The sequence below is a fragment of the Micromonospora sp. NPDC047620 genome (assembly GCF_043205005.1).
GTDB lineage: Bacteria > Actinomycetota > Actinomycetes > Mycobacteriales > Micromonosporaceae > Micromonospora.
This window is the reverse complement of sequence record NZ_JBIDDG010000014.1, coordinates 145,743-158,489: the sequence shown is the minus strand read 5'-3', so window position 1 is coordinate 158,489 and position 12,747 is coordinate 145,743. Positions and strand designations below refer to the sequence as shown.

6 protein-coding genes are annotated in these 12,747 nt (G+C 72.8%); 2 read left to right on the top strand and 4 right to left on the bottom strand.

The window, feature by feature from the left end:
• Position 1 precedes the first annotated feature (1 nt).
• Positions 2-676: a class F sortase gene (locus ACGF5C_RS19300; protein WP_393303360.1), complete on the top strand. Its 675-nt coding sequence runs from the start codon at positions 2-4 to the stop codon at positions 674-676.
• Positions 677-874: 198 nt separating this feature from the next.
• Here the strand turns inward: ACGF5C_RS19300 and ACGF5C_RS19295 are convergent, their stop codons facing one another.
• Complete coding sequence (locus tag ACGF5C_RS19295) at positions 875-5,926, bottom strand: NAD-glutamate dehydrogenase (RefSeq protein ID WP_393303358.1); 5,052 nt, start codon at positions 5,924-5,926, stop codon at positions 875-877.
• Between the two features lie 286 nt (positions 5,927-6,212).
• Here ACGF5C_RS19295 and ACGF5C_RS19290 point away from each other — a divergent pair, with 286 nt between their 5' ends.
• Complete coding sequence (locus ACGF5C_RS19290; RefSeq protein WP_393303356.1) at positions 6,213-8,177, top strand: penicillin-binding transpeptidase domain-containing protein; 1,965 nt, start codon at positions 6,213-6,215, stop codon at positions 8,175-8,177.
• Positions 8,178-8,369: 192 nt separating this feature from the next.
• Here ACGF5C_RS19290 and ACGF5C_RS19285 read toward each other — a convergent pair whose 3' ends face one another.
• The 3 genes from ACGF5C_RS19285 to ACGF5C_RS19275 form a co-directional block, all read right to left on the bottom strand.
• Positions 8,370-9,791 (bottom strand): arginase family protein, encoded by a 1,422-nt coding sequence (locus tag ACGF5C_RS19285; RefSeq protein ID WP_393303354.1) that lies wholly within the window; start codon positions 9,789-9,791, stop codon positions 8,370-8,372.
• A gap of 66 nt (positions 9,792-9,857) precedes the next feature.
• Complete coding sequence (locus ACGF5C_RS19280) at positions 9,858-10,775, bottom strand: tetratricopeptide repeat protein (protein WP_393303352.1); 918 nt, start codon at positions 10,773-10,775, stop codon at positions 9,858-9,860.
• A 191-nt stretch (positions 10,776-10,966) separates the two neighbouring features.
• Positions 10,967-12,655, bottom strand: a complete 1,689-nt coding sequence (locus ACGF5C_RS19275; RefSeq protein WP_393303350.1) for a methylmalonyl-CoA mutase — start codon at positions 12,653-12,655, stop codon at positions 10,967-10,969.
• Between the last annotated feature and the right edge of the window lie 92 nt (positions 12,656-12,747).

Below are 12,747 nucleotides of genomic sequence, written 5' to 3'. Positions count from 1 at the left end.
CATGACGGCGAGATGGGCCGGCGGCCGTCACGGGAAACCGTGGCGCGCCGCCGGCGCGGTCGCCATCGTCCTGGTCGCCATGGTGGGCGCCGGCATGATCGGCGCGTCGGTCAGGACCGCGCCCGCTCCCCGCCCGCCGCAGCCCCTGGCGCAGGCCGCCTCCGGGCCGGCGGCCGACGGCGCGGACCCGGACGTCGCCGGCGGGGCCGCCACGGGGCTGGCCCGTTCCACCCCCACCACGATCAGCATCCCCCGGATCGGGGTCGACGCCCCGATCATGTCGCTCAGCACCAACCCGGACGGCACCGTCCAGGTGCCCCCGCTAGAGCAGGCGCAGCGCGCCGGCTGGTACGAGCCGGGACCCAGCCCGGGGGAGGTCGGCAACGCGGTCATCGTCGGGCACGTCGACTCGGCGGAGATCGGACCGGCGGTCTTCTTCTCCCTCGGCGCCCTGCAACCCGGTGACACGATCACCGTCACCCGCAAGGACGGGCAGCAGGTCACGTTCACGGTCGAGTCGGTGAAGGCGTACCCGAAGACCGAGTTCCCGACGGAGCAGGTCTACGGCCCCAGCGACGGGCCCGGCCTGCGGGTGGTCACCTGCGGCGGCGTCTTCGACGAGGCGGCGCGCAGCTACCCGGACAACGTGGTCGTCTTCGCCTCCATGACCGCCTGATCCAGGGCCCCGCGGCCGGCGGGCGCACGGTCCCGGCCGGGCGGTGGCGGCATCCACCACCGCCGGGCGGTGGCGGCGGCATCGACCACGTCGTGGCCGCCGCTCCCGCGGCACGGCAGCGGGGCACGCCCCGGAAGACGACGACGCGGTCCGGCCGGTCGGGGAACCGACCGGCCGGACCGCGTGGCGTGTCCGGCGTCAGGCGGCGGCGGAGGTCCGCACCAGGGTGCGGATCTGGCGCAGCAGCACCGACAGGGCGGCGAGGTCCGCCCGGGACTCGTCGAACTCCCCCATCGCCCGCTCGGCCCGGTGGATCGACGTGGCGTTCGACTGCTCCCATTCCTGCACCCGCTCCTGCGGCGGCAGGGTGCCGGGGGTGGAGTCGAGCACCTCGGCGGTCAGCGCGGCCAGCGCGGCGTACAGGTCGTAGCGCAGCGCCATCCGGGCCAGCGTCTGCCAGCGGTCCTCCCGCGGCAGCAGGGAGATCTTCGACAGCAGCGAGTCGACCCGGAAGCGGTCGGAGAGCACGAAGTAGACCGAGGCCACCTCGCCGACGTCGCGCCCGCTGCTCGCCGCCGTCTCCACCACGTCGAGCAGGCCGAAGCTGTACATCAGCCGGGTCGTCTGCTCGGCCAGGTCGCGCGGCAGCCCTCGCTCGGTCAGCGAGTCGATGTGGGCCGCCAGCGACTCCCGCTCGCTGCCGTAGAAGCGCTCCTCCAGGTCGGGCAGGAGCCGGGCCACGCCGTCGCGCAACCGGGCGATCTCCGCCGGCACGTCGATCGGCGAGCGGCGGTTGGTCACCAACCACCGCACCGCCCGGTCCAGCAGCCGCCGGGTGTCCAGGTAGACGCTCGTCTGCAGCTCCGGGTCGACCTTGTTGTCCAGGGCCTCCACGGCGTCCCACAGCTCGCGCAGCCCGAACACCTCGCGGACCACCACGTACGCCCGGATCACGTCCGCCGCCGAGGCGGCCGTCTCCTCGACCACCCGGAAGACGAACGTGATGCCGCCCCGGTTGATCGCCTCGTTGACCAGGACGGTGGTCACGATGTCCCGGCGCAGCCGGTGCTGGCCCATCCGGTCGGCGAACCGCTCGCGCATCGGCGTCGGGAAGTAGTTGACCAGGACGTCGGTCGTCCACTCCTCGTCCGCGAGCCCCTCGGCGAGGATCTCCGTCTCCAGGACGATCTTGACGTACGCCAGCAGCACCGCGAACTCCGGCGCGGTCAGCCCGGACTCGGTCCGCACCGCCAGCTCGTCGTCCGGAGGCAGCGCCTCCAGGGACCGGTCCAGCGCCCCGGAACGCTCCAGCTCGGTGATCATCCGCCGGTGCACCGGCAGCAGCGAGGCGGCCTGCGCCTGCGCGTTGTTGATCGCCCGGGCCTGGTCGTAGTTGTCCCGCAGCACCAGCTCGGCGACCTCGTCGGTCATGTCGGCGAGCAGCTCGTCCCGCTCGGGGAGGGTCAGCGCGCCGTCGGCGACCGCCGTGTTCAGCAGGATCTTGATGTTCACCTCGTGGTCGGAGCAGTCCACCCCGGCCGCGTTGTCGATGAAGTCCGTGTAGATCCGGCCGCCGGTCTGGGCGTACTCGATCCGGCCGAGCTGGGTCCAGCCCAGGTTGCCGCCCTCGCCGGCCACCCGGCAGCGCAGGTTCCGGCCGTCCACCCGGATCGCGTCGTTGGACTTGTCGCCCACCTCCGCGTTGGTCTGGCTGGAGGCCTTCACGTACGTGCCGATGCCGCCGTTCCAGAACAGGTCGACCGGCGCGGTCAGGATCGCCTTCATCAGCTCCTGCGGCGAGAGCTGCTCCACCTCGGCGTCCAGGCCGAGCCGCTCGCGGACCTGCGGCGAGATCGGCACCGACTTGGCGGTACGCGGGTACACACCGCCGCCGGCCGAGATCAGCTCCCGGCCGTAGTCCTCCCACGACGAGCGGGGCAGCTCGAACAACCGCTTCCGCTCCGCGTACGAGGTGGCGGCGTCCGGGTCCGGGTCGAGGAAGATGTGCCGGTGGTCGAACGCGGCCACCAGCCGGATGTGCTCCGACAACAGCATCCCGTTGCCGAACACGTCGCCGGACATGTCGCCCACGCCCACGACGGTGAAGTCCTGGGTCTGGGTGTCGTGGCCCATCTCGCGGAAGTGCCGCTTCACCGACTCCCAGGCGCCCCGGGCGGTGATGCCCATCTTCTTGTGGTCGTACCCGGCGGAGCCGCCGGAGGCGAACGCGTCGCCGAGCCAGAAGTTGTGCGCCGTGGAGATCTCGTTGGCGATGTCCGAGAACGTCGCCGTGCCCTTGTCCGCCGCGACCACCATGTACGGGTCGTCGCCGTCGTGCCGGACCACGTCCTCCGGCGGCACGATCTCGCCGCTGACGATGTTGTCCGCGACGTCCAGCAGCGCCGAGATGAACTCCTTGTAGCAGACGACCGCCTCGTCGCGGTCCCCCGGCTTCTGCTTGAGCACGAAGCCGCCCTTCGCGCCGACCGGCACGATCACGGCGTTCTTCACCATCTGCGCCTTGACCAGGCCGAGCACCTCGGTGCGGAAGTCCTCCCGGCGGTCGGACCAGCGCAGCCCGCCCCGGGCCACCGGCCCGAACCGCAGGTGCACGCCCTCGAAGCGCGGCGAGTACACGAAGACCTCGAACTTCGGCCGGGGCGCCGGCAGGTCGGGGATCGCCTGCGGGTCCAGCTTGAACGCCACGTACGACTTCGGCCGTCCGTCCTCGCGCTTCTGGTAGAAGCTGGTGCGCAGGGTGGCCTGGATCAGCGTCAGGTAGGCGCGCAGGATCCGGTCCTGGTCGAGGCTGACGACGTCGTCCAGCGCGCCCCGGATCTCCGCGACCAGCTTCTCGCTGCGCCGCTCCCGCTCCTCGTGACCCATCGCGCCCGGCGCGAACCGGACCTCGAAGAGCTCCACCAGCAGCGCGACGATCCTCGGGTACGCGATGAAGGTCGACTCCATGTACTCCTGCGAGAAGACCGCGCCGGTCTGGCGCAGGTACTTCGCGTACGCCCGCAGCACCACCACCTGCCGCCAGGTGAGGCCGGAACGCAGCACCAGCTCGTTGAAGCCGTCGACCTCGGCCTCGCCCCGCCACGCCGCCGCGAAGGCGTTCTCCACATGCGGGCGCACCTCGGCCAGCTCCTGGTGCCCCTCCGGCAGCCGCAGCCCGAAGTCGTAGAGGTAGACGCGGCCGTCGATCCGGTCCACCTCGTACGGGTGCTCGTCGACCACCCGGACGCCCAGGGAGTGCAGCACCGGCAGCACGGCGGAGAGCATCATCGGCTCGCCGTACCGGTAGACCTTGAAGCGGACGTCCATCGCCTCGTCGACGTCCGGGCCCCGCCCGCCGGCCCGCGGCGCTGCCTGCTTGCGGAACAGGTGCATCTCCAGCTGGCCGGGCTCCTCCAGCAGCTCCAGCTTGGCCAGGTCCTTCATCGCCTCGTACGGCGTGTGGCCGTCCTTGTAGCCCTCCGGGAAGGCGTCGGCGTACCGGCTGAACAGGTGCTTGGCCTGCTCGTCGCCGAGCTTGCGCTCCAACACCAGCCGGTAGTCGTCGTCCCACAGCCGGGTGGCGTCGGCCAGCTCCTCGGCGAGCAGGTCGGCGTCGATGTCGCTCGGGGGCTTGGTCGGGTCGGTCCGGACGGTGAAGTGCACCCGGGCGAGCATCGACTCGGTGACCCGGGTCGTGTAGTCGACCCCGACGCCGTGCAGCTCGCGGAGCAGGATGTCCTGCATGCGCAGCCGGTTCTGCGTGGTGAACCGGTCCCGGGGCAGGTAGATCAGGCAGGAGATGAACCGCCCGTACGCGTCCCGGCGCAGGAACACCCGCAGCTGCCGGCGACCGGCCATCCGCAGCACGCCGATCACCGCGTGGTAGAGGTCGTCGGTCTTGATCTGGAACAGCTCGTCGCGCGGGTAGGTCTCCAGGATCTGCAGCAGGTCCTTGCCGGAGTGGCTGCGCTGGCTCAGGCCGGAGCGGTCCAGCACCTCGGCCACCTTGCGGCGGACCACCGGCAGCTCGCACACGCTGGTGCGGTACGCGGCCGTGGAGAACAGGCCCAGGAAGCGCCGCTCGCCGACCACCTCGCCGGCCTCGTTGAAGATCTTGAAGCCGATGTAGTCGAGGTAGGCGGAGCGGTGCACGGTCGCCCGCGAGTTCGCCTTGGTGATGATCAGCAGGCGCTTCTCGGTGACCTTCTCGTGCGCCTCCGGCGTCATCGACGACAGCGGCCGGGCCTCCGGGGAGTCCTGGCGCAGGATGCCCAGCCCGGTGCCGAGCACGGCCTCCAGCGCCTGACCCCCGTCGCCGGCGTCGGCCAGGCGGTACTCCCGGTAGCCGAGGAACGTGAAGTGGTCGTGGGCGAGCCAGCGGAGCAACTCCACCGAGTCGGTGATGTCCTTCTCCGGCACCGGCGGCCGGTTGTCCGACGTCCGCGCGGCGGCCAGCTCGTCGGCGAGGGCGAGGGCCCGCTGGCGCATCTTCGGCCAGTCCTCGACCGCCTCCCGCACGTCGGTCAGCACGCGCTGGAGCTCGCGGCGCAGCTTCTCCCGTTCGGCGGCGTCCCGGACCGGGTCGATCTCGATGTGCATCCAGCTCTCGACCAGGTCGCCGGCGAGCGCGTCGTCGGGCTCGACGTCGGCGGAGACCTCGACCAGCCGGCCCAGCGGCTCGCGCCGCACCACCACCAGCGGGTGCACCAGCAGGTGCACGTCCAGGTGGCGCGCGTTGAGCAGGGCGGTCACCGAGTCGACCAGGAAGGGCATGTCGTCGGTCACGATCTCGATGACCGTGTGGTGCTGGTCGGCGTCGGGCTCGTGGATGCGGAGCTTCAACTCGCCCGGCACCCGCTGCTCGGCCAGGTCCCGGTGCGCGCGCGCCGCGTCGAGCATCTCCTCGGCGGTAAAGCCGATCAGCTCCTCGTCCGGCGCGAACCGCCAGAAGCGGCTGACCAGGGTCGCCACGTCGTGGTCGTCGCCGGCGAGCGCCACGGCCTGGGCCACCAGGCGCTCCGCGTTGGGTACCGGCTCGTCGAGCTCGTTGTCCTCCACGTCGTCGGCCAGCGCGTCAGCGGGCAGGCCCAGGTCGTAGATGGTGTCGAAACTCGTACCGGTCATCCCGGTCACCCCTGTGTCGGGCCGGCCGAAGCCGTCCCCGTCGGTTGCCGAATCGAAGCTGTCGTCCCGGCTGGTGTCATCCTGCCGGAGGTCGGGTCCCGGTTTGATCGCCGGACGCCGGTCCATCGGTGCCACTCCCCTCGACCCACCGCGTTGTGGGTCACTCTGCCGCCCAGCCTAGGCCTGCCGTTCCGCGCCTTCGTCGGCGGACCACGGTGCGGACGTCCGGTTCCGGACTTTGTCCTTTCACCCGTTGCGGATACGAGGTTGGCCGGTCGGGGGTTACCCCGCCACCGGTTGTTCATCACCCCGTCGCAGGCCCGTCTTTACGCACGTCACAGCCGCCTGGGGACGATGCGGACGGCGCGGCCGTACTAGCGTGACGGCAGTTCCGAGATCGGAGGACTGCTCCATGCACCCCTCGTACCCCAGCCGTCACCCTCGCAACCGGCTCCGCCCGTCGCTCGCGCTGCTCGCCGTGACGGCGCTCGCGGCCGGCGCGCTCACCGCCTGCTCGGACAACGACGGGCCGGAGCGCAGCGTCGACGCGTTCCTGGCCGGCTGGCGCTCCGGCGACCTCCAGGCCGTCGGGTTCGTGGACCCGGCGGGCGCGAAGGTGCCGGCCGCCGACGTGTCCCACGAGATCAAGGAGCTCTCCGGCGAGCTGGCGGCCACGCCGCCGGCGCTGACCCGCCAGGGCGACGCGAAGATCACGGCGGACGTCGCGACGGCGGTGGTCAAGGTCGAGTGGAGCCTCCCGGGCCAGACCCGCTGGGCGTACGACCGGCAGGTGCGGCTCAGCCGCGGCGGCGACGACGAGTGGCGGGTGATCTGGGAGCCGCAGCTGGTGCAGGAGCAGCTCAGCCGGGGCGACCGGCTCGGGCTGCGTCGGGACCCCGGTCCCCGGGCCGCGGTGCTCGACGCCGCCGGCCAGCCGATCGTGGCGCCCCGGCCCGTGGTGCGGGTGGGGCTGCAACCGAGCGAGGTCACCGACGTGGCGGGCCTGACCCGGAAGCTGGACGCGGCCTTCCGGGCGATCCGGCCGGCGATCACCCCGCCGGTGGACCTCTCCGGCCTGCCCAAGCGGCTCGCCGACGCCGACCCGGGCGCGTTCGTCGAGGTGGTCACCCTGCGCGAGGAGGCGTACCGGCAGATCAAGACCCGCATCTACGACCTGCCGGGCACCAAGTTCCGCAGCGACAAGCTCGACCTCGCGCCCACCCGCGAGTTCGCCCGGGCGGTGCTCGGCTCGGTCGACCCGGCCCAGGCCGACGACCTGGCGAAGCACCCCGACCGGTACGCGGCCGGCGACCTGGTCGGCCACGGCGGCCTCCAGGGCCGCTACGACGAGCGGCTGCGCGGCGCACCCGGGCTGACCGTGATCACCGAGCGCCCCGGCCCGGACGGCACGCTGGTCCCCACCGGCACCGAGGTGTTCCGCCGCGAGCCGCAGCCGGGGCAGCCGCTGAAGACCACGCTCGACGTGGCCACCCAGAACGCGGCCGACGCCGCCCTGCGCGCCGAGAAGCGCCGGGCGGCGCTGGTGGCGGTGCGGATCAGCGACGGTGCCGTGCTCGCCGCCGCCAACGGTCCCGGCGCGGCCGGGGAGAACCTGGCCTTCACCGCCCAGGTCCCGCCGGGCTCCACGTTCAAGATGGTCAGCGCGCTCGGCCTGCTCGACCTCGGCGCGGTGACGCCGGACACCACGGTGGCCTGCCCGAAGACGTTCACGGTGGACGGCCGGCCGTTCAAGAACTCCGACAACTTCGAGCTGGGGGCGGTGCCGTTCCGCACCGACTTCGCCAAGTCCTGCAACACGGCGTTCGCGGCGCTGGCGCCGAAGCTCGGCCCCGACGGGCTGGCCGTCGCCGGCCGGTCGCTCGGGCTGGAGGGGCAGTGGGACGTCGGCCTCGACGCCTTCACGGGCAAGGTCTCCGCGAACGGCGGCGCGACCGAGCAGGCCGCCGCCGCGATCGGACAGGGCACCACGGTCGTCAGCCCGCTGGCCATGGCGTCCGCCACCGCGGCGGTCGCCCGGGGGCGCTTCGAACAGCCGAAACTGGTGCTTGACCCGGCCCCGGCGCAGCCGGCCGCCCCCGGCCCGCAGCTCAAGCCGGAGTCGGTCGAGGCGGTCAAGGCGATGATGCGCGAGGTGGTGACGGCGGGCTCCGGCACCGCGCTGAAGGACGTGCCGGGCGCGCCGGTGCACGGCAAGACCGGCACCGCCGAGTACGACAACAACCCGGCGCACACGCACGCCTGGTTCGTCGGCTGGCAGGGTGACGTCGCGTTCGCGGTCTTCGTCGAGCAGGGCGGCGCCAGCACCGCCACCGCCGTCCCCGCCGCCGAGCGTTTCCTGCGCGCCCTAGCCCGCTGACGCGCGACGACACTCGACGCTGTCGAGCTGCCCCTACGGATGGGGCAGCCATCGACACACTCCGGGACCGACACCGACCCGGCTGCCCTGGATCAACCGGATCGGACGACGCACGACCGGGCCGCCGGATCAACCGAACCGGACTAACCGAACGAACCGGTGGCCCGGCTCTGCCGGAGACCCCGACGGTCGTCAGGCGATGCCGGCGGTGGACGGCGAGGTGCCGTCGTCGGTCGCGGGCGGCGAATCCTCCGGGCCCGGGCCCGCGAGCGGTGCCCGGCGCAACAGGCCAGGCCCGGCGGAGGCGGGCGGACCGACCGGTTCCGGCGCGGCCAGGCCGGGACCCCCGGGACCGGTGCCGTCGGCCACCGGGGCGACCGCCCCGACCGCATCAACCGCCCCGACCGGGCCGAGAAGAGCCTGCGGAACGTCCTCGGCGCGCGCCTCGACGCCGCCCAGGTGACGGTCGTCATCGTCGTCCTCGGGGGCGGGGACGGCGGCAGAAGCGGGAACGGGCGAGGGCGTGATCGGGGGCTCCGGACGGCCGTTGCCCCGCCGGGCCGAGGGTACCGGCACGGCGCGGACCGACGAGTTGCCGGCCGGCGAGGCACCTACCGAGGAACTGCCGGCCGACGAGGCGCGGACCGTGGGGGCGGTAGCCGCCGACGAGTCCGGCAGCAGCCGGGGCGGCAACGCGCCCGGGGCGGAGACGGGGCGCAGCCCGGCCACCACGGTGTTGACGATCTCGGCCGCGTACGCGCCGTCCGGGTCGTAGTCGGGGTCGAAGACGGTCAGCTCGACGCCGAGGCAGTGCGGGGTGTCGACCAGCCCGGCGAGCAGGATCTCCAGCTCGGCGAAGGCGATGCCGCCCGGGTCGGGGGCGTCCACGGCCGGCATCACGGCCGGGTCCAGCACGTCCACGTCGATGTGCACCCAGTAGCCGGCGCAGTCGGCGAGCTGCTCGTGCGCCCACTGGGCGGTACGCGCCGCGCCCTCGGCGCGCAGCGCCGGCACCGGACGGGTGGTGATCCCGGCGGCCTGGAGGTCGAGGCGGTACTCGTCCTGCGCGCGGATGCCGAGCACCACCACGTCGATGTCCCGGAAGTACGGCCGGCGTCCCTCGATGGCGGCCAGGTCGGCCTGCCCTCGCCCGGTGACCAGGGCGAGGTCCTCCCCCGCCGCCGCGCCCACGTAGGAGGCGTTGCCAGGATGCCGGAAGTCGGAGTGGCCGTCGACGAAGACCAGCCCGATACGGCCGCCGACCGCCTCGCCGAGCCGGTGCATGGCCAGCGCCGAGCCGAGCAGGATCGAGCAGTCGCCCCCGAGGACCAGCGGGAACTCCCCGCGGTCGATGATGGCGCCGATCCGCTCGGCGAGCGCCGCCGAGTAGTCGGCGATCTCCCGGGCGTGGCACACCCCGTCGCCGGGTCGCCAGTCGCCGGGGTCGTAGCGGGGCGGGGTGAGGCAGCCGGCGTCGCGGGCCCGCAGCCGGGCGAGCAGCCCCTGGTCGCGCAGCGCGCCCGGGGCCTTGACACAGCCCGGCACCGAGGTGGGCGTGGGTGGGCGCAGGCCGAGGTTGCTGGGCGCGTCGAGGACGGCGATCCGGCGCATCATGGGCTCCCGTCCTCAGGTGTCGGGCGGGCCGGCCGGAACGCCGGCCCGCGCTGGCGTGCTACGTGCTCAGAACAGGGCGCTGGCCAACGCCCGGCGGGCCGAGGCGACCGCCGGGTCCTCCGGCCCGGCGACCGCGAAGAGGCCGACCAGGTGCTGGCGTACCTTCTCGCGGTCGTCGCCGGCGGTGCGGCGGACCAGGCCCACCAGGCGGGCGTACGCCGCCTCGGCCTGACCGCTGAGCACCTCGATGTCGGCGGCCAGGAGTTGGGCCTCGACGTCGTCGGGGTTGGCCTGGGCGGCGGCGATCGCCGCGCCCGGGTCTGCCCCCGCCACCCGGCGGGCCAGCCCGACCTGGGCGAGGCCCGCCTCCGCTGCGGCGTCCGCCGGGGACTCGGCGAGGATCTTCTTGTACGCCTGCTCGGCCGCATCCAGGTCGCCGCTCATCAGGGCGTCGTCGGCCTCGTCGAGGCGTGGGTCCTCCGGCTCGGCGACGGTCACGCCACCGGCCTTGAGCACCGCCTGGATCCACTGCCGCAACTGCGCCTCGGGCACCACGCCCGAGAAGGCGTCGATCGGCTGGCCGCCGACCACCGCGTAGACCATCGGGATGCCCTGCACCCGGAACATCTGGGCGATCCGCGGGTTGGCGTCCACGTCGATCTTGGCGAGCACCCAGGCGCCGCCGCCCTCCGCAGCCAACCGCTCCAGCACCGGCGAGAGCTGCTTGCACGGCTCGCACCACTCGGCCCAGAAGTCCACGATCACCGGTGTGGTGAGCGAGCGTTCGAGAACCTCGGACTGGAATGTCGCCTCGCTGACGTCGATGACGCTGACGCCGCCGCCGGCGGTGCCGGGCAGGCCTCCCGAGGGGCCGGGCTGGGCGGGGGCGGTGGGGCGGGCGGGGGCCGGTGCGGGGGTGCGCAGCGCGCTGAGGTCGACCGCGCCGCGGGTGAAGATCGACGAGGTGATCCGTGGGTCGCTCATGGTTACCTAGTCTCGCACGCGACCCGCCGAACTCAGATCAACCGCGACGGCGACAGTTGCAACTGTCACGCCTGCTCCCGCCCGCCCACCCAGCCCTCCGCGATCTTGCACTTTCGACCCCCGGCACACGGCCTATGCGGCTTTTGCCAGGGCGGAAAGTGCAAGATCGCGGGGTAAGGGGGTGGGGTGGGTCAGAAGCGGGCGGGTTCGCGGTAGATGCCCCACTCGGCGCGCAGGGCGTCGCAGATCTCGCCGAGGGTGGCCTCGGCGCGGACGGCGTCCAGCATGGCCGGGATCATGTTCCCGTCGGTCCGACCGACGGCGACCATCCGCTCGATCGCCGCCTTGACGGCGGAGTCGTCCCGGCCGGCCTTGCGCTCGGCCAGCACCCGGCGCTGCTCCAGCTCCACCTCGTGCGAGATGCGCAGGATCTCCAGGTCCTTGGCGACCGTGCCGGTGTGGCAGTTGACGCCGACGATCTTCTTGTCGCCCTTCTCCAGCGCCTGCTGGTAGACGAAGGCCGACTCGGCGATGTGGCCGGTGAACCAGCCGTCCTCGATGCCGCGCAGGATGCCGGAGGTCATCGGACCGATCTGGTGCGGTCCCTCCCCGCCGAGTTGCCGGATCCGGGCGAAGATCGCCTCCGCCTCGGCCTCGATCTTGTCGGTGAGCGCCTCCACGTACCACGACCCGCCGAGCGGGTCGGCCACGTTGGTCACCCCGGTCTCCTCCATCAGCACCTGCTGCGTACGCAGGGCGATCTCGGCGGACTCGTCGGTGGGCAGCGCGAGGGTCTCGTCCAGCGCGTTGGTGTGCAGGGAGTTGGTCCCGCCGAGCACCGCGGCGAGCGCTTCGACGGCCGTCCGCACGACGTTGTTGACCGGCTGCTGGGCGGTCAGCGACACCCCGGCGGTCTGGGTGTGGAACCGCAGCCAGAGCGCCTTCTCGCTGGTCGCGCCGTAGACGTCGCGCAGCCAGCGGGCCCAGATCCGGCGGGCGGCCCGGAACTTGGCGATCTCCTCGAAGAAGTCGACGTGCGAGTCGAAGAAGAAGCTCAGGCCTGGGGCGAAGACGTTGACGTCCAGCCCGCGCGAGAGCCCCAACTCGACGTAGCCGAACCCGTCGGCGAGCGTGTACGCCAACTCCTGCGCGGCCGTCGCGCCGGCCTCCCGGATGTGGTAGCCGGAGACCGAGAGCGGCTTGTAGCGCGGGATCTCCCGGGCGCAGTACTCCATCAGGTCGCCGATCAGGCGCAGGTGCGGCTCCGGGTCGAAGAGCCACTCCTTCTGCGCGATGTACTCCTTGAAGATGTCGGTCTGCAGCGTGCCGTCCAGCCGGGACAGGTCGGCGCCCTGCCGCTCGGCGGCCACCAGGTACATGCAGAACACGGGCACGGCCGGCCCGGAGATGGTCATCGAGGTGGTCACGCCGGCCAGGTCGATGCCGCCGAAGAGCGTCTCCATGTCGGCGGCGCTGTCCACCGCGACGCCGCAGTGGCCCACCTCGCCGAGCGACTGCGGGTCGTCCGAGTCCCGGCCCATGAGGGTGGGCATGTCGAAGGCGACCGAGAGGCCGCCGCCGCCCGCGCCGAGGATCATCTTGTAGCGCTCGTTGGTCTGCCGGGCGTTGCCGAAGCCGGCGAACTGCCGGATGGTCCAGGTCCGCCCGCGGTAGCCGGTCGGGTACAGGCCCCGGGTGTACGGGTACTCGCCCGGCCAGCCGATCCGCTCGAAGCCCGGGTAGGCGACGCCCTCCGGCGGCCCGTAGACCGGGTCGACGGGCATCCCGGAGAGCGTGGTGAAGTCGGCGTCCCGCTTGCGCGCGGCGTCGTAGCGGGCCTGCCAGCGTGCCCGTCCGGCTGCGATCTCGTCGGCGTTCATCCGCGGGGCTCCTCCTCGAGTCCTCGACCTGCACGTCGAGTGTAGAGCCCAGCCTGAACGATCGCTAAGGATACTCGTACCGGCCGGTAACC